Source organism: Pandoraea capi (genome assembly GCF_902459735.1).
Lineage (GTDB): Bacteria > Pseudomonadota > Gammaproteobacteria > Burkholderiales > Burkholderiaceae > Pandoraea > Pandoraea capi.
Window position 1 is genome coordinate 162,905 of the sequence record NZ_CABPRV010000006.1, and the last position, 21,546, is coordinate 184,450.

Consider the following 21,546-nt stretch of genomic DNA (forward strand, 5'->3'; position numbering starts at 1 on the left):
ACCGGCGACGCGCGGGCGAGAACCCTCGGAAAGTTGCATGAAACGTCGTAGTTTTTGTGCCGGTGCCGCCGCCATGCTGGCGGGGGCCGGTTCTCTGGTCCAGGCAGCCGGACGCCCGCCGACGGGGTCCGCGCTGCGCATTCTTGCGCCCGATCGCGGCGCGGTGTCGTCGCTGCTCGCCCTCGGCGTCGAACCCATTGCCGGTGCCGATCGCGCTTTCTACGACTCGATGGGCGCCGAGCCTCGCATGCCGCCGGGCATGAATATCGTCAACAGCGGCGACCCCATCGAGCCGAATCTCGAACTGATGATCGAGCTGGGCATCAACTGGTGCGTGACCGTCACCACGCCGCAAATCGCCCGCGAGCGCATGAGCGTGGTCGCCCCGGTCACCCATCTGGACATCTTCACCGGCCAGATCGGCGCGCTCGACCGGGCGGCCGATGGTCTGCGCACGCTGGCGCGCCTGACCGGTCGTGAAGCGCAGGCCGCCGCGTATATCGGGCAGGTCGAAGCGCGCATGGCTGAGGTCGCCCACACGCTCGCGCAAAGCGGCCGTCCCCCGCAACGTCAGACCTATCTCGTCACGCTCAACGACGGCGGACGCTCCATGGTCGCGTATGGCCGCAACAGCATCATGTGGGACGTCATGACGCGTGTGGGGCTTCGCAATGCCTGGACGCGCAGCACTAATGAGTATGGATTCAGCGTCGGCGGCGTGGAATTGCTGGCCGAAGCGCCGGATGCCGACATCGTGGTCGTCGACTTCGGTGCGTCGACGACGGCCGCGCTGCGTCAGCTCGCCGTCAGCCCATTCTGGAACCGGCTCGCTTCCGTCCGTGCGGGGCGTGTCTACCGGATTCCGCTCATCGATCTTTTCAATTCGTATCCTTCTGCCATGACGCTGCTGAGCGGGCTCGACGGACTCGTTCGCCGTGAGGATTTTCGCCATGTCTAGCGCGGTCATTCCGACGCCGATGCCGCCGCGCGAGACGTCGCCGCTGTCGTTCGTTCTCCTCCTGTTCGTGCTGGCGCTCGGACTCACGTGGCTGAATCTGCACAATGCGCTGCCCGCCACGGGCTGGCGCGGTTTGCTGCCCGCCGCCGATCCCGACGACATGAAGCGCGTGGTGATCGAGTATTCGTTTGCACCGCGTCTGGCGGTCTCGCTGCTGGCGGGCGTGGCGTTGTCGCTCGCGGGCGGGCTGTTTCAGCATGTCCTGCGCAATCCACTCGCCGAGCCGACGACGCTGGGCGTGGCTGCCGGGGCCAATCTGGCGATGACGCTCACGACACTGTGGATGCCGTCGCTGCTCATCGAGCATCGCGACGCCGTCGCGCTCGGCGGTGCCGTCGCCGCATTCACGTTGGTGTTCGTCATCGCGTGGGCGCACTCGCTCTCGCCGTTGGTGCTGATTCTGTGCGGGCTGGTCGTCACGCTTTGCGCGGGGTCCATCGGCTCGGTGCTGTCGTTGTTCTTCCACGAAGGATTGCTCGGTGTGTTCGTCTGGCAATCCGGCGCGCTCAACCAGAATAGCTGGACGATCGCGCAGCAGTTGCTGCCACGCATTGCGCTCGGTGCGGTAGCGACGGCGTTGCTGGTGCGCCCGCTCTCGGTCATGTCCGTGGGGGACGAGGCCTCGCGTGCCCTCGGGGTATCGCTGCGCGGGTTGCGTCTATGCGCGCTTTTCGTCGGCACATTGCTGTGCGCATGGATCGTCAGCGCATTGGGCGTGATCGGGTTCGTGGGACTGGCCGGGCCTGCACTGGCGCGTCTGGCCGGCGCGCGTACGCTCGGCCGGCGCCTGACCTGGGGCGCGATCATTGGCGCATTGCTGCTGTGGCTGGCGGATCAACTGGTGCAGTGGCTCGGTCAGTGGATTCCGGAGATTCCCACGGGGATCGCGACAGCGCTGCTCGGGGCGCCCCTGTTGCTGTGGCTGCTGCCGCAATTGCACGACAGCGCGCATGTGCATCGACCCGAAGGGCCGGTCGTGCAGCGCGAGCCGCGCAATCTCTGGGTCGTGGTCATCGGCGCGCTCGTCGTGCTCGTCGCCATGACGGTGGCCGCCGTGCTCGTCTCGCAAGGGTTGTCGGGATGGCGGGTGGATACGTTTGCATCGCTCGGCCAATTGACGTCGCTGCGGGTGCCGCGTGTGGTCGGTGCGCTGGCGGCGGGGGCCATGCTCTCGGTCGCGGGCATTCTGATTCAGCGTCTGACGGCCAATCCGATGGCGAGTCCGGAAGTGCTGGGGATCTCGTCGGGCGCGTCGCTCGGATTGATCGTGCTGCTGTTCGCGGTGAATTCGCCGTCGCAGACCATGCAGCTTGCGGCCGCGTCGGCCGGGTCGTTTCTCGCGCTCGGTGCGATGTTCCTGCTCGCGCGCCGGAGCGGCTTCTCGCCGGAGCGCCTGATTCTCACCGGCATCGGTATCAGCACCGTGTTCAGCGGCCTCGCGTCACTGATGATGGCCAGCGGCGACCCGCGCATGGCGATGCTGCTGGCGTGGATGGCGGGGTCGACGTACGGGGTCGGGGTGACGCAGGCGAGCGTGGCGTTGATGATCGCGGTGGTGCTGTTGCCGCTGGTGCTCTTCGCCGCACGTGCGCTCGACATCCTGCCGCTGGGCGAAGCCGTCGCCCGGTCGGTCGGCGTGAACGTCGGACGCGCCCGCTTCGGGCTGCTGCTCGCAGCCGCCGTGCTCAGTGCTGCGGCCACGCTCATCATCGGCCCGATTTCGTTCGTCGGCCTGATGGGACCGCATATCGCACGACTGCTGGGCCTGCAACGCCCGGTGTCGCAGATTTTCGGCGGTGCCTTCGTGGGCGCGGCCATGCTGGTGCTGGCGGACTGGATCGGGCGCAATGCGCTATTCCCCGACCAGATGCCGGCGGGGCTGCTGGCGACGTTCGTCGGCGGCCCGTATTTCCTGATGCTGATCTGGCGCGATCGGACCTGACTTGACCTGCCATGACATGAGGGCCCGGAGCGACAGCGATGACACAACACACAGCAAGACCGAGTGACACGATGATGGAAGACACAGAATTCGCCGCCACACCTTCGGCGGCGGTCGGAACGGGGACTGACCCGCACGCAGCGCATGCCGCTCACGATGTGCCCTCGCCGATGTACGACCTGCGCGACGTGTCGTTCAAGGTCGGAGACCGCACCTTGTTGCAACCGCTCACGCTCACGCTCGCACCACGCCGCGTAATCGGGCTGATCGGGCACAACGGGTCGGGCAAATCGACGCTGATCAAGCTGCTGGCCCGTCAGCAGGCGCCCGCCGGGGGAGAGATTCGCTTCGAAAACAAGCGGCTGGACGACTGGCAGGGCCGGGCGCTGGCACGCAAGATTGCCTATCTGCCGCAACACACGCCGCCTGCGGCCGGTCTGCGGGTGCGGGAACTGGTGCGCTTCGGTCGGTATCCGTGGCATGGGCCGCTGGGTCGTTTTTCCGCGCAGGATCTGGCGCGGGTCGATGAGGCGATGGAGCTGACCGGCGTCGCGCGATTCGCCGACCGGCTGGTCGATACGCTCTCAGGCGGCGAGCGTCAGCGCGTGTGGCTGGCCATGCTCGTCGCGCAGGATGCCGACTGCCTCTTGCTCGACGAGCCCATTGCCGCGCTCGACGTCGCGCATCAGGTGGAAGTGCTCTCGCTAGTTCAGTCGCTCTCACGCACACGTGGGCTGGGTGTGGTGGTGGTGCTTCACGACATCAACATGGCCGCACGGTTTTGCGACGAGATCGTGGCGTTGCGCGGCGGGCGTCTGTGTGCCCGGGGCACGCCGGCCGACCTGATGACGAGTGAGCGTCTGGAAGAGATCTACGACATCGCAATGGTGGTGATGTCGCATCCGCAAACCGGTGAGCCGGTTTGCGTCGTCCGTTAAGTTTCACGATTGGGGAAAATTGCCATGACCGACCGTTCCACTGGTCAATCGCCTGACAAGACGCGCATCGGGCACGAGCTGTTCCGGCTGTTCCGGCCCTTCCTCCCGATGAGCCTGTTCTCTACGGTCATGGGCGTGGTCGCAGGTCTCACCACGGCGTGGCTGCTCGCGACGATTAACGACGGCCTGCATGCGCCCGACGGCATCACCGGCAAGACAGTCGTGACGTTCGTCGTGCTTTGCGCGGTCACCCTTGCCGGCAATGCGATTTCCGGCGTGGGCAACAGCGTGATCGGCCAGAAGATCATTGCGGCACTGCGCAAGGACATCTCGGCGCGTATCGTCTGCGCGCCTATCGCCGAAGTCGAGCGCTATCGCGTGCACCGGTTGCTCGCCACGCTCAACAGCGACGTCGACACCGTCAGCGCCGTGACCTTCAATTTCCCTGGCTTCATGGTGGCCGTGGCGATCGCGCTCGGATGCGTGGTCTATATGGTGGTGCTCTCGCCGCTGTTGTTCCTCTTCGCGTTGGCCGCCATCCTGATCGGTCTGGGGATCAATCACTACGCGTCGTTGCGTTGGGATTTCCACTATCAGGGGGTGCGCGGCGCACAGGACGATCTTCAGAAGCAGTACCGCGCGATTACCGAAGGTGCCAAAGAATTGCGCCTGAACCGCGCCCGTCGTCAACGTGTGTACGGCGAGCAACTCTCGGGCGCCGCTGATCTGATCAGTGAGCTAAAGAGCCGCGCCATGCGTCTTTACTACGCGGCCAACGCGATGGGCAGCATGCTGTTCTTCGTCGTGATCGGGTTGATTCTTCTGTTGCAGTCGAGCCTTGGCGTGGATTCGCGCGCCGTCAGCGGCTTCGTGATCGTGCTGCTCTATATTCGCGGGCCCATCGAGATGATTGCCGGTGGCCTGCCGACCTTGATTCAGGCGCGTGTCTCGTTCCAGCGCATTGCCGAACTCACGAGTCAGTTCCGCAATCAGGAACCGCGTCTGATCGACGGCCCGGCGCCCGGCGAACCGGCCTTTCCTACGATGCACACGCTCGCGCTGAAAAAGGCGACGCACGTGTTTCCTGCCGTGGGCGACAGCACGCAGTTTCAGCTCGGGCCGATCGATCTCGAGATCCGTCGCGGCGAAACACTGTTTATCGTGGGCGAGAACGGTTGCGGCAAGACCACGCTGATCAAGACACTGCTCTCGCTCTATAGCCCGGGCGACGGCGAGTTGCTCGTCGACGGCAAGCCGGTGCCGGCCGAGCGGCTCGACGATTTTCGTCAGCAGTTCTCGGCGGTGTTCTCCGACTATCATCTGTTCGACGATCTCGTGGCGAGCGATCCGCAAACGCTGGCGCATGCGCAGGCCTATCTGGAGCAACTCGGGTTGGCGCACAAGGTGAGCATCGTCGACCGGGCGTTCTCCACTATCGATTTGTCGGCCGGGCAGCGCAAGCGGCTGGCGCTGGTGCATGCGTACCTGGAAAACCGTCCGTGGATGGTGCTCGACGAATGGGCAGCCGATCAGGACCCGACGTTCCGTCGCTACTTCTATCAGGAGATGCTGCCGGACTTCAAGCGTCAGGGCAAAACGCTGATCGTCATCTCGCACGACGATCGGTATTTCGGTCTGGCCGATCGCGTGGTGCGTCTGCATCAGGGGCGCATCGTCGAGGAAGCCGACGGCAGTACGTTCGCCTACGAGCCGAATGTGGATGCGCCGGTGAGTGCTTCAGTGGAGTGAACCGCGCTGCGGCGATGGCATGAAAAAGGGGCCGCCGAATTGGCGACCCCGGTCAGGTCGAACCTGTGGGCGAGGGCAGCGGCGCGAGAGTCCGCTGCGGTGTCAGATGCTGGAACGGCCGAGCCACTCACGCACGTGGTCGCCGCGTTCGGCGCGAGGCGACACTTCGGTATTTTCCGGCGGCGTGCCGACGAACAGGAACCCGAGAATGCGCTCATGCGGTTCGAAATCCAGCGCTTCGTGCAGATCGCGGTCGTAGGCATCGGGCCCCGTGGCCCAGAAGCCGCCGTAGCCGAGTATATGCAGCGCATTGAGCACGTTCATGGTGGCAGCGCCCACGGACAGCAGTTGCTCGCCTTCCGGCACGCTGGTCCTGGTCGAGACCGACGCCGCGATGACAACGATGACCGGTGCCGCGAACGCCTTCTGGCGCCGTTGTTCGTGCGTCTCTGCCGGCTGATCGGGGGCACGTTTGGCGGCGATCTCCACGAGCACCTGACCCAGTTCGTCGCGCGCCTCGTCGCGGATCACCACGAAGCGCCACGGGCGCAGACGACCATGATCCGGTGCACGCAAGGCGGCGTCGAAGGCAAGATTGAGTTCTGCGTCGCCCGGCGCGGGCTCGACGAGCGGCCAGTGCGACTGGCGACTGAGCAGAGCGTCCAGCGCGAGCTGGCGCGTAGCGTTGGCAGGAGCGACAAAATCAGTGTTCGAACCCATCGGGAATTCCTCCAGTTTTCTGAATCCCAATGATCGACGATTTTTTCTCAAAAATCAAAATGATTCTCATTTACATGATGTCTCACGATCGTGTCGGCGCGGCTGGAAACAGGACTGAGGTCGTTGCATGACGGCGCGTGCACGACAACTGCATGGCGCTGGCAGGTGGCCCGCGGACCTCGACGTCTGGCATGTACCGCTGGGCGGCGCGCCGGCGGCTCAGGGGGGGGAGGCGGCTGACGCGACGCCGGACATCTATCGTTATCTCGATGCCGATGAACTGGCGCGCGCGCGACGGTTTCGCTACGACGTCGACCGGGAGCGCTTCGCGAAAACCCGCTCGGCGCTGCGGGTGCTGTTGAGCAAGTACACGGGAATACCACCCGAGTCGATTGGCTTCACGCAGGGCGAATTCGGCCGCCCGGAACTGGCGCCAGTGGGCGCGGAACCCGGTGCCAGTCTGTCTTTCAACGTCTCCCATACCGGGGGCGATGCGCTGATCGCCATTTCCCGAACGCGCAGCGTCGGCATCGACCTTGAGGTGCAGCAGCGTGCGCTCAATTGGCAGGAGCTTGCGCCGCTCGTGTGCACGGCGCAGGAACGCGCCGACATCGACTCGCTGCCTTCACCGGCCCGGTGCGACGCCTTCCTTCGGTGCTGGACCGCCAAGGAGGCCATTCTGAAAACGATTGGCCTGGGGATTGCCGAGGGGTTGTTGTGCCTGCGGGTCGATGTCGGCCATCTTGCCGTGCAACGCCCCATCGTCGCTGATGTCGCTGATGCCTCGCGCTTTCAGGCCGCCGGGCAGTTGAACTTCCTGTGGATCGACGACGTGCCGGGGTGTCAGGCCTGTCTGGCGTGGCAGGCCCTGTCCGTCTGAACGTCTGAAAGCGCACGCTGCCGTCTCTTCCCCGCTCAGGCGAAAGCCTCCACAACCATCCGCGCCGCAAGCGCCAGCAACACCGATCCCATGAACCATCGCTGCAACGTCATGAGGTGAGGGCGGGTGGCGAGGAACTTCGCGGTGCTGCCCGCGCCGATGGCGACGGTCCCGTTCACCAGCGCGAACGCCAGAATCATGATCGATCCGAGTCGCATCGACGTTTCCAGAATGCTGCCGCCCTGATCGCGCGCGAACTGCGGCACGAGGGTCAGGAAGATCATGGCGAGCTTGGGGTTCAGCAGGCTTGTCGTTGCCCCCATCATGAATAACCGCCGGGGCGGTTCGTATGTGAGCGCTCTCACTTCGAACGGCGACCGTCCGCCCGGCTTCAGCGCCTGCCAGGCGAGATACGCGATATAGGCCGCTCCCGCGATGCTCAGTCCGAGCATCGCGAAAGGCATCCTGACGAAGAGTGCCGTGATCCCGAACGCTGCCGCAAACATGTAGAACAGGTAGCCGACCATGACCCCTGCGAGCGACGTGAGACCCGCCGTGCGGCCCTGCGCAATCGAGCGCGACATGATGTAGACCATGTTCGGCCCGGGGGTGATGGCGAGCAGGCTGCACACCGCGAGGAAGGCGTAAAACGAGGAAGCGCTGGCGGCGGAAGTCAGGGCGGGGTCAGGCATGTTGGTGCTCGATGTGGCGGAGGTTTGCACCAGTATCCGGCGGCACCTGTCGTCGGTAAAGCAATATAATCTGAGTCAATTCATCAGAATTTCTGAGCAAATGAAAAGACTCGATTTCGATGTGCTCGAGATGGTCGTGGCGGTCGCCGAGACCGGCTCGTTCGCGCGCGGGGCGGAAGTCGTGCATCGCTCGCCTTCCGCGCTGAGCATGCAGATCAAGGCGCTCGAAGACGACCTCGGCAAGCCGCTGTTCGTGCGCAGCACGCGCCATGTGGTCATCACGCCGGAGGGGCAGACGCTGCTCGATTACGGGCGGCGGATGCTGGAGATGCGGGCCGAAGCGTGGGCGTCGATCGTGCGCCCGGAGATGACCGGGCGCGTAACGATCGGTATCCCTGACGACTACGCCTCGACGCTGCTGCCGCAGGTGCTGCGCAAGTTCGCGGTGGCGCATCCGCGTGTCGAAATCCGCGTGTTGGGACTGCCCAGCAGCGCACTCGCGCCACTGCTCAAGGACAACACGCTCGATCTCGCCTGCCTCACGAAGTCGAAAGGCGTGACGGGGACGTTCATTCGCGTGGAGCCGATGGTGTGGGTCGGCACGTCGACACGGCCCGTGTGGAAGGAGCGTCCGTTGCCGGTGGCGTTGTTCGCGCCGGGGAGCAACGCGCGAGCGCGGGCGATCAGCGCGCTCCAGCGTGAGAACATCCCGTATCGCATGTCTTACGAGAGCCCGAGCCTGCTGGGGCTCATCAGCATGGTCGAGGCGGGATTGGCGGTTGCGCCACTGGCGCGATGCAGCGTACCGTCACATCTTTTGCAGCTCTCTCAGAGCGACGGTCTGCCGCCGCTCGATGACCTGGAAGTCGTGCTGGCACGCAGCGCCACGTCCAATCGTCCGCCCTGCGACTTTCTGGCCGAGCAGATCCTGAGCGAGCTGCGCGCTTAACTATCGAACCGCGAACCGCGAACCGCTATGACACTGAGCCGATTGAATGCCCGACAACTGGAGACGTTTCTCGCGATTGCAGACTGCGGGAGTATCGCGCGCGCGGCAGACCGGGTGTGTCTCACGCCGTCTGCAGTGAGCCAGTTGCTGAGCGAGCTGGAGCGCGAAGTGGGATTCCGGCTCTTCGACCGGACCACGCGTCGCGTGTCGCTCACGGTGGCCGGTGCGGATTTCCTGCCAGCGGCTGCCGCGGCGATGACGCAACTCCATGCTGCCGAACGATCGGCCAAGCACATTCGCGAGCGCGCATCGGGCGTGATCCGCGTGGGCGCGCCGCTCGTGCTCTGCGCCGCCGTGTTGCCCGACGCCATTGCCGCTTACCGTCAGCACCATCCGAACGTGACGATCCGTCCGTCGGACGTCGAAGTCGAGAAACTTGTGGCATCGGTCGCGGACGGGCAGATCGACATCGCGCTCGGGCCAAACCAGCCGCTCGGTGAGCGAGTGAGCGCGACGCCCCTGTTCGATAGTCCGTGGGTGGTCTGGTGTTCACCGCAGCACGCGCTCGCGCGCTACGACATCGTGCCGTGGGAGGCGTTGCGAGAGACGTCCATCGTCGCCACCGGGCGCGATCACGAATACAGCGTCACGCGCATGCTCAGCGACCAGCCGGAAGGGCACCGCGTGCTGCCCGTCGAAATTGTCGAGAACGTCACCACGGCGTTCGGTCTCGCCCGCGCCGGGCTCGCCGTGACGCTGGCGCCCGACTATGTGCAGGGCTTCGCACGCAGTCAGGGGCTCGTGATGCGCCGCACCGGAAAGCCGGAGACGATTCGCCAGATTTGCCTTTATCACGCCAAAGAGCGCGAATTGTCGCCAGCGGCCGCAGGGTTTCATGCCTTTCTGGAGCAATGGGTCGGCGATTGGTATCGGACGTTGGAGGGATGAGGTGTCGACGGTATTCGTAAGCGTTCTTTAGGAATCGATCAACAGAAGTCGCGATATGACACGCCGGGCCGCGTAGACTCTTTCGGGTAATGAGGAGACACGCAACATGACAACAATTTCCGGATGCCACATATTTGATGACTTCACCCAGCCCGAGGGGATGAGCGATAGCGAATGGGCGGCACGATGCGAACTCGCCGCCTGTTATCGGGTATTCGACGATCTCGGCTGGACGGAGCTGATTTACAACCACATCACGCTTCGCCTGGTTGACGCCACCCCGCCTGCCTTTCTCATCAATCCGTTCGGTCTGCATTATTCCGAGGTCACGCCGCTCAATCTCGTCAAGGTGGATGGCGACGGCAATATCCTCGGCAATCGCGACTATCCGATCAATCCGGCCGGTTTTACGGTGCATGCCGCGTTGCATCACGGGTTGCCCGGGGCGCACTGCGTGATGCACACGCATACGACAGCGGGTGTGGCGGTGGCCTGTTCCGCCGCTGGATTGCGCAGCGATAATTTCTACAGCGCCCAATTGCAGACACGTGTCGCGTATCACGATTTCGAAGGGGTGACGGTCAACCCGGAGGAGGGGCCACGGCTGATTCGCAGCATCGATGGAAAAAAGGCCGTCATTCTGAGAAACCACGGCCTGCTTTCCTGGGGCGGCAGCATTCCCGAAGCCTTCACCTATCTCTGGACGTTAAATCGCGCCTGTGAAATTCAGCTTGCCACGAGCATGATGGGGCCGTCGTTGGCCATTGCGCCGGAAATTACGGAGAAGTGCGCACGTGATGCGCTGCAATTCGATCCGGCATTCGGCGCCGGACGCGATGTCTTCGATGCGTTGGTGCGCGTCGCTTTTAAACGGTGATTAAAAGTTAACTACTAAATTATCGAGGTGTTCACAAAAATCTCGAAAACTTAGATATATTTCGAGACGTCGTTTGCGTGTCATGTTTCGTTTAACTAATAAAACAAGAGTGAGCGAAATGCATGTCCCCCAATTTCTGGCGTCTCTATTGGGCCACGTGGCTGGCCAATATTTCGTTGATCGTTGTGGATGTTGCGTGGGGCGGGCGTGCGGGAATGTCCGTTCTACGAAGTGATATCGAATGGATGATCGTGCGCTGCGGTCTGGGCGTATTGCTGGCGTCGGTGCTAATGCGTGCAGCGGTTTCCCGTCGGTTGCTGGCGACGGCGCGTGGCAATGCCTACAGGGAAGCCGGGGTTGGCGTGCTGTGGGTGACGACGCTGGCATGCTTTAGCGGCGCGGCCATGTTTTTCCAATACCTGTCGGTCTCCGTTTCCGCTCCCGATATCGCCAACTGGCTGGTGTCTGCCGACGCGCGTCTTGGCATCGACTGGCCATCGCTTTATCACGCGATGCGCGCGCGGCCATGGCTGGATGTCACGCTTTCCATTGCGTACCAATCGGTGTTTCCGCAATTGGCGTTATTGCCGCTGGTGCTTATTTACACCCGAAACATCGCCAGTTATGCCGAGTTCGTTGCGCAATTCATGGTGGCCAGTGCGATTGTGATGTTGATTGCAACGCTGTTCCCGGCGGAGAGCGCCTTCGTTCATTTTCACATTCAGGATCCGAACACCGTTTCGACGGTATCGGATTTCATGGCCTTTCGAACCGGCAAGATGCGGGAGCTTTCGATCTGGACCGCGCAGGGACTGATCTCCTTTCCGTCGTTTCACGCAGTACTGGGCGTGCTGTTCACCTACGCAACGCGTAAGGTCGAGCGCCTGTTCCCTTTCGTTTTCGGGTGGAACGCCCTCATGATCGTGTCCACGCCGACGCACGGCGGACATTACGTCTGGGACGTCATCATGGGACTCGTGGTTGCCGCGATCGCCATCGCGATCGGCCGTGTGCTGGCGGGCGTGCGTCGCGACGTAAGTGCGCCGGCGCCGGTCATTGGCTCCCGGGGCACGTGAGGGAGGCTTTATACGGCCTGCATCCGGCCTCGCATGCGGACTTCATACGCCCGCATTTCTGAACGCTTTCGGCGAGCTTCCGGTGACCCGCTTGAACGCATTGCTGAAGGCGCTTTCCGAGGCGTACCCCAGCGATTGGGCGAGCGTTGCCACCGGTGTCTTGCCTTCGCGCAACGTCTTCTCGGCAAGCCGCATGCGCCATTCGGTGAGATAGGTGAGGGGCGCGACGCCCGCAATCTTCTTGAAGTGGAACGCGAACGTGGTGCGCGACATGGCGCAGGCCTGCGCCAGATCTTCAAGATGCCAGTCACGCGCCGGATCGTCGTGCATGAGCCGCAACGCGGGCGCGAGGCGGGGATTTGCCAGTGCGCGCAGCCATCCTGCGGGCATCGGGCTCGACGTCTCCAGATGCGCCCGCAAAATCTGGATGAACAGCATTTGCGCCAGTTGCCCTGCCACGAGCGAGGCGCCGGGCAGATCGTTTGCCCGTTCCTCGACCAATTGCGTGAGCAGCCACCGGAAGCTCGTCGCCTGAGGCGACGCCGCGGGCACGTGAATCCACGGCGGCAGGACGTCCGCCAGCAGGCGGCCACTCGTCGGATCCAGCAGCACGTGTCCGCCTAGCTGCGAGAAGTCCTTGCCGTCGCCAAGCGTGGTGATGCCACTGCGCGCACCGGTAAAGACGCTCATCGCATCGACCGGCGTCGTCTCCAGATCGCCCGCCAGCACGAACGAGCGCTTGGCCGTCAGCAGTCCCACGTCGCCGGTTCGGAAGTGTGTCGGCTCGGACACGCCGTCGATCACGACCCAGCACTCGCCTTTGAGCACGGCAAAGAACTTGATCTTGTCGGGCGCGGGAAAGCGCAGCGCCCATGGTCCGCCTGCGTTGAAACCGCCGGTCACGATCGATTCCGCGTTCGTGAATTTCAGGATGTCGGAGAAAGGATCTGATCTCATATTCGTACGATTGCGCAAGTAAGTCGAACTATAGAGCATTCACAGTCCGAGTGCCGGGCCGTAATCTTCTCGCATGTTCAGACATTGGGACATCCCACTTTCTCGCCGCGACGTGTCGGCGAACAACCCTTCCTCTCGCCGTGATTCCCCGGCGCTTCAGGGCCTTCAGAGATTCATGATGAAAAACGAACTGGTTTTGGTGACCGGCGGCACTGGCTTCATTGCCCAACACTGCATCATCGCGCTGCTGGGCGATGGCTACCGCGTGCGGACCACCGTGCGCTCGCTCTCGCGCGAAGCTGAAGTGCGCGAGCAATTGAAGACCGGCGGTGTCGACGCGGGCGACCGCCTGTCGTTCGTCGTGGCCGATCTGGCGTCCGACGACGGCTGGCATGAGGCGGCGGCGGGGTGCACGTATGTGCTGCATGGCGCTTCGCCCACACCGACCGGCGAAAAGGCCGGCGAGGACGATTGGGTCAAGCCGGCGGTCGACGGCAACCTGCGCGTTCTGCGCGCGGCGCGAGCCGCAGGCGTGAAGCGCGTCGTGCTGACGTCGGCCTTCGGCGCCATCTGCGCCGGGCACAAGAAGCCGAAAAACCGCCCGTTCGACGAAACGGACTGGTCCGATCTGTCGGGTGACGTGTGGCTCTATCAAAAGTCGAAAACGCTTTCGGAGCGCGCCGCGTGGAACTTTATTGCCCGCGAAGGCGGTGATCTCGAGTTGTCCGCCGTCAACCCGGTCGCCGTCGTCGGCCCGGCGCTCGGCAAGGATTACTCGCACTCGATTCGCCTGATCAAGAACCTGATGGATGGACAGCCCGGCAGCCCGAAAGTGAATTGCGGTTTCGTCGACGTGCGCGATGTCGCCGACTTGCATGTGCGGGCCATGACGTCCCCGGCAGCGAAGGGGGAACGCTTCCTGGCGATTTCCGGGGACAGCATGTGGATCGCCGATGTCGCCAAGGTGTTGCGCGATCGGATGGGCGCCGCCGCGAGCAAGGTGCCTACGCGCGTGCTGCCCAACTGGGTCGTGCGTCTTGGTGCGCTGAAAGACCCGACCATGCGCGGCGTCGTGCCATTGCTAGGCGTGGATATGAACGCCACGGGCGAGAAAGCGCGGCGACTGTTGGGCTGGACACCGCGTCCGCGAGAGGAGGCGATTGTCGCGACGGCCGAAAGCCTGATCCGGTTGGGGTTGCTGAAGGACGCATGAGCATCCTCGATCATTCATCTATCTCATAGATCGATGACATCAAAAATCGGAACTTAAAAAATCAATCGGTTATCGTCAAACTAGGCTCACGATCGGTTGAGGCGACTCGACTGGGTTTCTGCAAATTTGTGAGCCGACCTCGTGCTGACAGCCGACCAGGTTGCCCGTATCGAAGCCGTGGGACGTCCGCTACCCATCTATCCGTTCTGGCACCGCGCCATGTGGGCCATGGACCGTACGACGTCCGCTGAACAAGGTTATCTCGCGTCATATCGCAATACCATCGGCATCTGACGGCCGGGGAGTCATCATGTCTGAATTCGACCGCCGCAATTTCATGCGCACACTGTCCGTGCTGGGGCTGACGGGCCTCGGTGCAGCGTTTCCCGAACTTGCCGCCCGTGCAGCGACCTTGGAGCCCGACAGCTTCATTCTCCAGCGCAATGGGTGGGTTCCGAATAATCCGCAGTTGCCGGTGCTGCACTATCGTCAGGTGATGACCCCGGACGAAGCCAGGTCGTCGGCGGACAGGTTCGAGCGTCTGGTCGGTGAGCATGGCTGGCCCGCGCAATGGCGCGCAGGCATCTACGATTACCACCACTATCACTCGACGGCGCATGAAGTGTTGTTCTTCGTGCGCGGCAGCGTCGAACTCGTGCTGGGTGGTCCCGGCGGGCGCCGCGTATCACCGTTAAGCGGCGACGTCGTGGTGCTGCCGACCGGTACCGGCCACATGCGCGTCTCGGCGAGCAACGACTTGCTCGTCGTCGGCGCGTATCCGCGCGGTCAGCAATGGGACGTCTGCACCTCCGCGCCCACGGCCGAGATGAGCCAGCGCATGCAGTCGCTACCGTTTCCCCAAATCGATCCGGTCACGGGGACCGGCGGGCCGTTGACGCGTCTTTGGACACGCGCCTGATATTCGCCGCGTCTCCTGTATCGTCTTTGCATGCGGTGTACCCGCGTCGTGTGCAAGGCGTTCCGACTTTTGAGCTTTTTCCAAGGAGAATTCCATGCTTTATCAACCCGAAAGCACGCGCTACGACGCTCAGATGCCTTATCGCCGCGTCGGCCGCAGCGGCATCAAATTGCCGGCAATCTCGCTGGGCCTGTGGCAAAACTTTGGTGGCGTCGATGTGTATGAAACGGGCCGCGCGATGCTGCGTCGCGCCTTCGACCGTGGCGTGACGCACTTCGACCTCGCCAACAACTACGGCCCGCCCGCAGGCTCGGCAGAAGAGAACTTCGGCCGCTGGATGGCGCAGGACTTCAAGCCGTTTCGTGACGAGCTGATCATCTCGTCCAAGGCTGGCTGGCAGATGTGGCCCGGCCCCTACGGCGGCCCGAACGGCTCGCGCAAGCATCTGATCGCCAGTTGCGAGCAGAGCCTCAAGCGCATGGGGCTGGATTACGTCGACATCTTCTATTCGCACCGGGTGGACCCGGACACGCCGCTGGAAGAGACGATGGGCGCGCTCGTGCAACTGCATCGTCAGGGCAAGGCGCTGTACGTGGGCATTTCGTCGTACTCGCCGGAACTCACGCGTAAAGCGGCGCAGATCCTGGCCGACGAGCGTGTGCCCTTATTCATCCATCAGCCGAACTACTCGATGCTCAATCGCCGTATCGAGAAGGGGCTGCTGAGCACGCTGGACGATCTCGGCACCGGATGCATTGCGTTCTCGCCGTTGGCGCAGGGGCTGCTGACGTCCAAGTACCTGTCGACTTCCAGCGCCGAGGGCAGCCGTGTCACACGAGGCACCTCGTTCCGCCAGAGCATGCTCAGCGAAGACAATCTGGCCCGTATTCGCGCGCTCAACGACATCGCGCAGGGGCGTGGTCAGACGCTGGCCCAGATGGCGATTGCGTGGGCGCTTCGCGACGAACGCGTCACGTCAGCGCTGATCGGTGCACGCACCGTGGCGCAGCTCGACGACTCGCTCGATGCCGTGAAGCGCCTCGACTTTACTGCTGACGAACTTGCACAGATTGATCGATACGCGCAAGACGGCGATGTGGATCTCTGGAAGGTCTCGTCGCAGATCGAGTGATAGGAATCGATGGATGCCGCGCCCCGTCATGCCCGTCAGCCGACGACGGCCGAGGGGCAGGTGCGGGCGATTTTCCGGGCAGTAAAGCGTGACAAGACACCGATGACATCACCGTCGATGCGACGATTCGTTTGATCTGATAAGTTTCGTTAATTGTCGGAATTAATCTATCAAAGCGATGGATCGCGGGAGTCGCGTATGGAATTGAGGCAGTTGCGCCATTTCATTGCCGTGGCGGAAGAGGGCAATTTCACGCGCGCGGCTGAGCGGTGTCACATCGTACAGTCTGCACTCTCGACGTCGATTCGCTCACTGGAGGACGAACTCGGCGCGAAGCTGTTCGTGCGCACGACTCGTCACGTGAGTCTGTCGGCGGCCGGGCAGGCGTTTCTCGATCAGGTCAGACGTGCACTCGATGTGCTGGACCGGGCCTCGGGCGACGTCGCCGATATCCACGCCATTCGCAAGGGCCGCCTGTCCATCGGCACGGTGCAAAGCCTGCCGCCGTTTCTCGACCTGTCGAACCTGATGTCGCGCTTTTACGAGCGCTATCCGCAGATTGAAATTCGTCTGGTGCAGGGCGGCGCTCACGATCTGAACGACAAGATCGCGGCGCGTGAAATCGATCTGGCAATTCTCCCGATCGAAGAGCGTAGCGAGAAACTCACGTCGCACATTGTCGCGTGCGACGACATGGTGCTCGCGTGCGGCCACCGCCATTCGCTGGCGGCCAGACGAAACATCCAGCTCACACAGCTCGCGGATGAGCCATTCGTGGACTTCGTCCCGGGACATGGCACGCGGCGCCTGGTGGATCGCGGGTTCGCCGAGGCGGACGTGCGGCGCCGCGTGGCGTTCGAGATCGGCGATCTCGATACGCTGATGAGTCTGGTGGAGCAGGGGCTGGGCGTGGCGTTTCTGCCGGCCGATCTGGTGTCGCGGCGCGCTGAGCGGCTGGTGCAGGTGCCGCTCAAAGGCAAGACGCTCTGCTGGGAACTGGTCGTCACGCATCTGCCTGCCTCGTCGGAAGACGCGGTGCCGCCGCTCGACCCCGCGCCGCTGGCGTTTCTCGAGATGTTGCTCCAGGAGACGGTCGCGGCGCGCGAGGATTGACGTCTGCCCACGGCGACGGCGTTAGGCCTGCGCTCGCGGGGTTGCCTTGCGTGTGGCGCGACGTTTTGGCCGGGGTGCGCTCATATCGCCGTCCGGCGCGGCGGGCTGACCGTCGATCGTTGTCAGGGCGATGGGCGCGAGCGGGGTACCGGATTTGCACGACGCAAGTTTTCCCCTGCCTCAACGGGCTGGTGATTTCGTTTGCCGAAACGGCATTGTCCTAACATCGCGCTGACCCTTCACCCGCGCGGCGTTCACGGATTTTGACCGTGTGAAACGCCGGTGGGTCACACGCGACTTCCTCAACTTACTCAATTCGCACGATTGCGCGAATTCGTCGTGTTCAATCAGAATTTTCTGCGCCGCCTCCTTATCGGTCATTTGATAAGGAATGCTTACAAATCATTTCGGATGATGGCGGGCGCATCGAAATTCAATCGAATCGAACCTCGATGCTTACAAATCATTTCGGATGATGGCGGGCGCATCGAAATTCAATCGAATCGAACCTCGCGAACAGTCCAAACACCTCCGCCAGCGCCGTCACTTGCACGCCCAGGAGCGTATTGGTCGCGAGCTTGGTCAATGCGCCACAGCCAATCGGGCCGACGTGCCGGATCACGGCGCCCATCGGCGTGAGGACCGCGCGGGCGGCATCCAGTGTCGCGTCGTCCCCGCCGATCAGTCGTGCGCACATGCGTCGCCCCATGTTGCCGAGGCTGAGGGCTAGCACTGCGGCGGCGCTTTTCGCCCGGGATGCACCGGGCCAGCGGGCGGCAGCGTCCGGCGTGCCGGCGGAAGAGGTTATGGCAGGTTCCATAGATCGATCCGAGAAGAAACAAGTGGAGACGGATCGGATTCTGACGCCGGGCGTTCATGAATTCGATTGCATGGAACGCATATGATTCTTGCATCCACGTCATCAATGAAAACACTCAACTCGCAACTACTCGAAGGCGTCGACGTGCTCGCAGCGGTCGTCGACACGAAGCGCTTCGGTCGTGCCGCCGAGGCGCTCGACATGTCGCAGTCCGGGGTGAGTCGTGTGATCGCCCGGCTGGAGACGCGTCTGGGCATTCGCGTGTTCGAGCGCACGACCCGCAACGTCCGGCTAACCGAGGCGGGGCGTAACGTTTACCCGCAAATTCTCCCGCCCCACAGCTTTTGCCGTTGACCGGCAAATTGTTTTTTGCTGGTATACCAGTTATGAACCAGACCCAACGCACCCCGGCCCTGAGCGATTCGGCTTACAACGCCATTCGCAATCTGATCGTTTCCGGCGAGATCCGTGCAGGCGAAGCGCTGTCCGAGCGCGCGCTCTCGGAGCGCTTCGGCATCAGCCGCACGCCCGTGCGCGAGGCGATTCGTGCCCTCGCGAACGACGGCCTGCTGGAGATCGTGCCGATGCGCGGCACCTTCGTGCGTCAGTTGTCGGTGCGGGATTTGAGCGAGATTCACGAGGTGCGCCTTGCCCTCGAGGGCATGGCCGCATGGCTGGCCGCGCAAAAAGGCGTGACGCCCGCGCTCGAAGAAGTGGCCGTGCGACTGCGCGCGCTCGACGCGCAGGGCGCCGAGGGCATCGAACTCGACGTCGACATCACGCAACGCGTGGGCTGGCAGTTCCACGAGGCGATGTTCGCCGCTGCCGACAACGTTCGCCTCACCGAGACCTATCACGCGTTGCGCACCCAGAACGGTCTGGCGCTGCAACGCATTCCGCATTACGACGCCGAGCGCACCCGCACCGCCGTTCGCGAGCATCTCGCGATCTTCGAGGCCATTGCCGCCGGGCGTCCCGAGGAGGCCCAGCGTCGTGTCTGGGACCACCTCACGCACGCCATGCAGGCTCGCTTGCAGGCACTCGTCCCCCCGGCTGTTCCGCCCGCTGCGAAAGCGGCGCCGGGTCGCAAGCGCTGACCGTCTGCCATACCCGGAAGGCCCGGGTACCGCCTACGTCGAGCGCGAGCGGTGTCGTCTCGTTCAATCCGGAGATTGTCGTCATGTCGTCAAGTACTGCCAGCAAGAAGAAGCGCCTCATTCCATTGCCCATCCAGATGCTGATCGGTCTGGCGCTGGGTATCGGTTGCGGCATGGTCGCCCCGGGGCTGGCCACGAAGCTCATGCCCGTGGGCACGGCGTTCGTGCAGGCCGTGAAGATGATCGTCGTGCCGCTCGTCTTTACGGCGATCACGCTCGGCATCTATCAGATGGGGCACAACGCGCGCTCGCTCGGACGCGTCTCCGCGATCAGCATGATCTACTTCTTCGTCGCGACGCTCGTCTCGATCGTGATCGGCCTCGGCCTGAACGCGATCTTCCACCCGGGCCTCGGCGCGAATCTTGCGACGGCGCACGCGTCGGCCAAGCCGATTGCGGCGTCGGTCGACTGGACCAAGTTCTTCCTGGACATGATCCCGTCGAACATCGTGGCGGCGATGAGCGGCAGCAATCTGCTGCCGGTGCTGGTCTTCGCGGTGCTGCTGGGTATGGCGCTGTCGGCCATCGGCGAGCGCGCCAAGCCGCTCGTGGGCGTGCTCGACGCGCTCATGGGCGCCGTGTTCAAACTGACCGACTGGATCATCTCGCTCTCGCCGGTGGCGATCTTCGCGATCATTTCGTGGCTGTTCGCTACGCAAGGCATCGGCACGATTCTGTCGCTCGTGAAGCTCGTCGGCACGATGTACCTCGGCCTCGGCGTGCTGCTCGTGCTGTTCTGGATCGTGCTCAAGGCGATCGGCGAAAAGCCGATGGCGACCACGCGCGCGATCAGCGAGCCGGTGATTCTCGCCTTCGCCACGCGCTCGTCGGAAGCAACGTTGCCGCTGCATATGGAGAAGCTCATCGCGATGGGTGTCCCGAAGGCCATCGCATCGGTCGTGTTGCCGCTGGGTTATGCCTTCAACCGCGACGGCTCGATCATGTACTTCGCGCTGGCCGTGGGCTTCCTGGCCGATGCGTATCACGTGCCGCTCGACATGCCGACGCTGCTGTCCATCGTGCTTGTCACCACACTCGCCAGCAAGGGCAGCGCGAACGTCCCGTCGGGCGGCCTCGTGGCCATCGCCATGGTGCTCACCACCATCGGTGTGCCCATCGAAGCCCTCGCCATCATCGCCGGTGTCGACGCTTTCCTCGACATGGGCCGTACCGCCATCAACGTTTTCAGCAATACCGTGGCCATCAAGCTCGTCATGAAGCTCGCCGGCATTCCGTACGAATCGCCCGAGGCCGTGCAGGCGGCGCTCGCGGCCGAATCGTCGCAAGGCGCGCAGGCAGGCACAGGCAGCCATGCCCACGGTCAGGAGTTTGCATGACCTCAGGCAATACCGAACGCGCCGTCGATCTGCGCAGCGATACCGTCACCCGTCCCACCGCGTTGATGTGGGAGGCGATGCAGACTGCATCGCTGGGTGACGACACGCTCGAAGGCGATCCGACCGTACGCGCACTGGAACATCTCGCGGCGGTCATGACCGGCAAGGAGGAGGCGATGTACGTCGTCTCCGGTACGATGGGCAATCTGATCGCCTCGCTGTGTCACGCTACGCACGGCGGCGAAGCGGTGCTCGACGTGCAGGCCCACATGGCGAAGTCGGAAGCGGGCGGTATGTCGCGGCTCGCGCATCTGTTCCCGGTGCTGATTCCGTCAGTGCGTGGCGAAATGGATCTCGATCAACTGGCCGGGGCGTTGCGTCCCGGCTTTTCGCGTTACGGCCAGCCGACGGCGATGGTTGCGGTCGAGTCGACACACAATCACTCGGGCGGTTACGTGCCGTCGCTGTCGTATCTGGCGGATGTGCATGCGCTCGCGTCGCGCGCCGGTGTGCCGGTCCATATGGACGGCGCGCGCGTGTTCAATGCGGCGGCGGCGCTCGGCGTGGACGTCTCGCAGATCACGGCGCATTGCGACAGCCTGACGTTCTGCCTGTCGAAGGGACTTTCGGCGCCGATGGGCGCGATGCTCGTCGGCTCGCACGCGATGATCGAGCAGGCGCGCACGTTCCGTCGCATGACGGGCGGCGGTCTGCGTCAGGCGGGCATCATGGCGGCGGCGGGGAAGGTGGCGCTGGAGACGATGGTCACGCGACTGGCCGACGACAACCAGCGTGCGCAACGTCTGTGGGCGGGCCTGGCGCAAATCGATGCGCAACTGGTCGATGCCGTGCCGTCGAGGAGCAATATCGTGCGCCTGCGTGTCGGCGAGCAAGGCGAGGCGAATCCTCGTGCGTGGGAGGCGGCGCTGGCGGAGTACGGAATTCTGGCGCGGGCGAGCGGCACGTCGATGCTACGGCTCGTCACGCATCGTCACATCGGCGATGACGACATCGATGAGACGATTGCGGCGATTGCGTCGATTCGCGACACCTTCGCGTCCACGGCTTCGCCACTCGGCGTGCTTTGATGCACGGGGCGTAGCCGGGGC

Annotated in this window: 22 protein-coding genes; 18 read left to right on the forward strand and 4 right to left on the reverse strand. The window is 63.6% G+C overall.

The window, feature by feature from the left end; genetic code table 11:
- Positions 1–37: 37 nt before the first annotated feature.
- From PCA20602_RS14330 to PCA20602_RS14345, 4 genes are all read left to right on the forward strand, one after another.
- Positions 38–958 carry an ABC transporter substrate-binding protein gene (locus PCA20602_RS14330; protein WP_150721803.1) on the forward strand — a complete coding sequence of 307 codons (921 nt, stop codon included), beginning with the start codon at positions 38–40 and terminating at the stop codon, positions 956–958.
- Positions 951–2,960: a Fe(3+)-hydroxamate ABC transporter permease FhuB gene (gene fhuB, locus PCA20602_RS14335; protein ID WP_150721804.1), complete on the forward strand. Its 2,010-nt coding sequence runs from the start codon at positions 951–953 to the stop codon at positions 2,958–2,960. The genes PCA20602_RS14330 and fhuB overlap by 8 nt, the downstream gene beginning before the upstream one ends.
- A gap of 170 nt (positions 2,961–3,130) precedes the next feature.
- Complete coding sequence (locus PCA20602_RS14340) at positions 3,131–3,898, forward strand: ATP-binding cassette domain-containing protein (RefSeq protein ID WP_246182171.1); 768 nt, start codon at positions 3,131–3,133, stop codon at positions 3,896–3,898.
- Positions 3,899–3,922: 24 nt separating this feature from the next.
- Positions 3,923–5,647, forward strand: a complete 1,725-nt coding sequence (locus PCA20602_RS14345; RefSeq protein ID WP_150721805.1) for a cyclic peptide export ABC transporter — start codon at positions 3,923–3,925, stop codon at positions 5,645–5,647.
- A 102-nt stretch (positions 5,648–5,749) separates the two neighbouring features.
- Here PCA20602_RS14345 and PCA20602_RS14350 read toward each other — a convergent pair whose 3' ends face one another.
- The gene (locus PCA20602_RS14350; RefSeq protein WP_150721806.1) at positions 5,750–6,367 is read right to left on the reverse strand and encodes a nitroreductase family protein; all 618 of its coding nucleotides are present in this window, start codon (positions 6,365–6,367) and stop codon (positions 5,750–5,752) included.
- Between the two features lie 127 nt (positions 6,368–6,494).
- Between PCA20602_RS14350 and PCA20602_RS14355 the strand changes: the two genes are divergently transcribed.
- Entirely contained in the window at positions 6,495–7,247 is a 753-nt protein-coding gene (locus tag PCA20602_RS14355) for a 4'-phosphopantetheinyl transferase family protein (protein ID WP_150721807.1), read from the forward strand.
- Between the two features lie 35 nt (positions 7,248–7,282).
- Here the strand turns inward: PCA20602_RS14355 and PCA20602_RS14360 are convergent, their stop codons facing one another.
- Positions 7,283–7,939, reverse strand: a complete 657-nt coding sequence (locus tag PCA20602_RS14360) for a LysE family translocator (RefSeq protein ID WP_150721808.1) — start codon at positions 7,937–7,939, stop codon at positions 7,283–7,285.
- 100 nt (positions 7,940–8,039) lie between these two features.
- Here PCA20602_RS14360 and PCA20602_RS14365 point away from each other — a divergent pair, with 100 nt between their 5' ends.
- From PCA20602_RS14365 to PCA20602_RS14380, 4 genes are all read left to right on the forward strand, one after another.
- Entirely contained in the window at positions 8,040–8,888 is an 849-nt protein-coding gene (locus tag PCA20602_RS14365; RefSeq protein WP_150721809.1) for a LysR substrate-binding domain-containing protein, read from the forward strand.
- Between the two features lie 27 nt (positions 8,889–8,915).
- Positions 8,916–9,836, forward strand: coding sequence for a LysR family transcriptional regulator (locus PCA20602_RS14370; RefSeq protein ID WP_150721810.1), 921 nt, complete (start codon positions 8,916–8,918; stop codon positions 9,834–9,836).
- A 106-nt stretch (positions 9,837–9,942) separates the two neighbouring features.
- Positions 9,943–10,713: a class II aldolase/adducin family protein gene (locus PCA20602_RS14375; protein ID WP_150721811.1), complete on the forward strand. Its 771-nt coding sequence runs from the start codon at positions 9,943–9,945 to the stop codon at positions 10,711–10,713.
- A gap of 122 nt (positions 10,714–10,835) precedes the next feature.
- Positions 10,836–11,789 (forward strand): phosphatase PAP2 family protein, encoded by a 954-nt coding sequence (locus PCA20602_RS14380; RefSeq protein WP_150721812.1) that lies wholly within the window; start codon positions 10,836–10,838, stop codon positions 11,787–11,789.
- A 42-nt stretch (positions 11,790–11,831) separates the two neighbouring features.
- Here PCA20602_RS14380 and PCA20602_RS14385 read toward each other — a convergent pair whose 3' ends face one another.
- Entirely contained in the window at positions 11,832–12,785 is a 954-nt protein-coding gene (locus PCA20602_RS14385; protein ID WP_150721813.1) for an AraC family transcriptional regulator, read from the reverse strand.
- 139 nt (positions 12,786–12,924) lie between these two features.
- Between PCA20602_RS14385 and PCA20602_RS14390 the strand changes: the two genes are divergently transcribed.
- The 5 genes from PCA20602_RS14390 (at position 12,925) to PCA20602_RS14405 (ending at position 17,123) form a co-directional block, all read left to right on the forward strand.
- Complete coding sequence (locus PCA20602_RS14390) at positions 12,925–13,959, forward strand: SDR family oxidoreductase (RefSeq protein WP_150721901.1); 1,035 nt, start codon at positions 12,925–12,927, stop codon at positions 13,957–13,959.
- A gap of 141 nt (positions 13,960–14,100) precedes the next feature.
- Complete coding sequence (locus tag PCA20602_RS25650; RefSeq protein WP_174981134.1) at positions 14,101–14,253, forward strand: hypothetical protein; 153 nt, start codon at positions 14,101–14,103, stop codon at positions 14,251–14,253.
- Positions 14,254–14,269: 16 nt separating this feature from the next.
- Complete coding sequence (locus tag PCA20602_RS14395; protein WP_174981137.1) at positions 14,270–14,878, forward strand: cupin; 609 nt, start codon at positions 14,270–14,272, stop codon at positions 14,876–14,878.
- A 94-nt stretch (positions 14,879–14,972) separates the two neighbouring features.
- Complete coding sequence (mgrA, locus tag PCA20602_RS14400) at positions 14,973–16,010, forward strand: L-glyceraldehyde 3-phosphate reductase (protein WP_150721814.1); 1,038 nt, start codon at positions 14,973–14,975, stop codon at positions 16,008–16,010.
- 198 nt (positions 16,011–16,208) lie between these two features.
- Positions 16,209–17,123 (forward strand): LysR family transcriptional regulator, encoded by a 915-nt coding sequence (locus PCA20602_RS14405; RefSeq protein ID WP_150721815.1) that lies wholly within the window; start codon positions 16,209–16,211, stop codon positions 17,121–17,123.
- A gap of 463 nt (positions 17,124–17,586) precedes the next feature.
- On the opposite strand, the gene PCA20602_RS14410 is transcribed toward PCA20602_RS14405, so the two are convergent.
- Positions 17,587–17,943, reverse strand: coding sequence for an NAD(P)-dependent oxidoreductase (locus tag PCA20602_RS14410; protein ID WP_150721816.1), 357 nt, complete (start codon positions 17,941–17,943; stop codon positions 17,587–17,589).
- Between the two features lie 105 nt (positions 17,944–18,048).
- On the opposite strand from PCA20602_RS14410, the gene PCA20602_RS14415 reads away from it, so the two are divergent.
- The 4 genes from PCA20602_RS14415 (at position 18,049) to PCA20602_RS14430 (ending at position 21,525) form a co-directional block, all read left to right on the forward strand.
- Complete coding sequence (locus PCA20602_RS14415; protein ID WP_150721817.1) at positions 18,049–18,297, forward strand: helix-turn-helix domain-containing protein; 249 nt, start codon at positions 18,049–18,051, stop codon at positions 18,295–18,297.
- A gap of 32 nt (positions 18,298–18,329) precedes the next feature.
- On the forward strand, positions 18,330–19,040 hold the full coding sequence (locus tag PCA20602_RS14420; RefSeq protein WP_150721818.1) for a GntR family transcriptional regulator: 711 nt from the start codon (positions 18,330–18,332) through the stop codon (positions 19,038–19,040).
- An 83-nt stretch (positions 19,041–19,123) separates the two neighbouring features.
- Positions 19,124–20,437 carry a dicarboxylate/amino acid:cation symporter gene (locus tag PCA20602_RS14425; RefSeq protein WP_217432430.1) on the forward strand — a complete coding sequence of 438 codons (1,314 nt, stop codon included), beginning with the start codon at positions 19,124–19,126 and terminating at the stop codon, positions 20,435–20,437.
- Positions 20,434–21,525 (forward strand): threonine aldolase family protein, encoded by a 1,092-nt coding sequence (locus PCA20602_RS14430; RefSeq protein ID WP_150721819.1) that lies wholly within the window; start codon positions 20,434–20,436, stop codon positions 21,523–21,525. Before PCA20602_RS14425 ends, PCA20602_RS14430 begins: the two co-directional genes overlap by 4 nt.
- The last annotated feature ends 21 nt before the right edge of the window (positions 21,526–21,546 follow it).

Excerpts from the sequence above, each read along its gene's own strand:
- PCA20602_RS14330 (WP_150721803.1), top strand. The coding sequence starts at position 38 with ATGAAACGTCGTAGTTTTTGTGCCGGTGCCGCCGCCATGCTGGCGGGG.
- fhuB (WP_150721804.1), top strand. The coding sequence starts at position 951 with ATGTCTAGCGCGGTCATTCCGACGCCGATGCCGCCGCGCGAGACGTCG.
- PCA20602_RS14340 (WP_246182171.1), top strand. The coding sequence starts at position 3,131 with ATGTACGACCTGCGCGACGTGTCGTTCAAGGTCGGAGACCGCACCTTG.
- PCA20602_RS14345 (WP_150721805.1), top strand. The coding sequence starts at position 3,923 with ATGACCGACCGTTCCACTGGTCAATCGCCTGACAAGACGCGCATCGGG.
- PCA20602_RS14350 (WP_150721806.1), bottom strand. The coding sequence starts at position 6,367 with ATGGGTTCGAACACTGATTTTGTCGCTCCTGCCAACGCTACGCGCCAG.
- PCA20602_RS14355 (WP_150721807.1), top strand. The coding sequence starts at position 6,495 with ATGACGGCGCGTGCACGACAACTGCATGGCGCTGGCAGGTGGCCCGCG.
- PCA20602_RS14360 (WP_150721808.1), bottom strand. The coding sequence starts at position 7,939 with ATGCCTGACCCCGCCCTGACTTCCGCCGCCAGCGCTTCCTCGTTTTAC.
- PCA20602_RS14365 (WP_150721809.1), top strand. The coding sequence starts at position 8,040 with ATGAAAAGACTCGATTTCGATGTGCTCGAGATGGTCGTGGCGGTCGCC.
- PCA20602_RS14370 (WP_150721810.1), top strand. The coding sequence starts at position 8,916 with ATGACACTGAGCCGATTGAATGCCCGACAACTGGAGACGTTTCTCGCG.
- PCA20602_RS14375 (WP_150721811.1), top strand. The coding sequence starts at position 9,943 with ATGACAACAATTTCCGGATGCCACATATTTGATGACTTCACCCAGCCC.
- PCA20602_RS14380 (WP_150721812.1), top strand. The coding sequence starts at position 10,836 with ATGTCCCCCAATTTCTGGCGTCTCTATTGGGCCACGTGGCTGGCCAAT.
- PCA20602_RS14385 (WP_150721813.1), bottom strand. The coding sequence starts at position 12,785 with ATGCTCTATAGTTCGACTTACTTGCGCAATCGTACGAATATGAGATCA.
- PCA20602_RS14390 (WP_150721901.1), top strand. The coding sequence starts at position 12,925 with ATGAAAAACGAACTGGTTTTGGTGACCGGCGGCACTGGCTTCATTGCC.
- PCA20602_RS14395 (WP_174981137.1), top strand. The coding sequence starts at position 14,270 with ATGTCTGAATTCGACCGCCGCAATTTCATGCGCACACTGTCCGTGCTG.
- mgrA (WP_150721814.1), top strand. The coding sequence starts at position 14,973 with ATGCTTTATCAACCCGAAAGCACGCGCTACGACGCTCAGATGCCTTAT.
- PCA20602_RS14405 (WP_150721815.1), top strand. The coding sequence starts at position 16,209 with ATGGAATTGAGGCAGTTGCGCCATTTCATTGCCGTGGCGGAAGAGGGC.
- PCA20602_RS14410 (WP_150721816.1), bottom strand. The coding sequence starts at position 17,943 with ATGGAACCTGCCATAACCTCTTCCGCCGGCACGCCGGACGCTGCCGCC.
- PCA20602_RS14415 (WP_150721817.1), top strand. The coding sequence starts at position 18,049 with ATGAAAACACTCAACTCGCAACTACTCGAAGGCGTCGACGTGCTCGCA.
- PCA20602_RS14420 (WP_150721818.1), top strand. The coding sequence starts at position 18,330 with ATGAACCAGACCCAACGCACCCCGGCCCTGAGCGATTCGGCTTACAAC.
- PCA20602_RS14425 (WP_217432430.1), top strand. The coding sequence starts at position 19,124 with ATGTCGTCAAGTACTGCCAGCAAGAAGAAGCGCCTCATTCCATTGCCC.
- PCA20602_RS14430 (WP_150721819.1), top strand. The coding sequence starts at position 20,434 with ATGACCTCAGGCAATACCGAACGCGCCGTCGATCTGCGCAGCGATACC.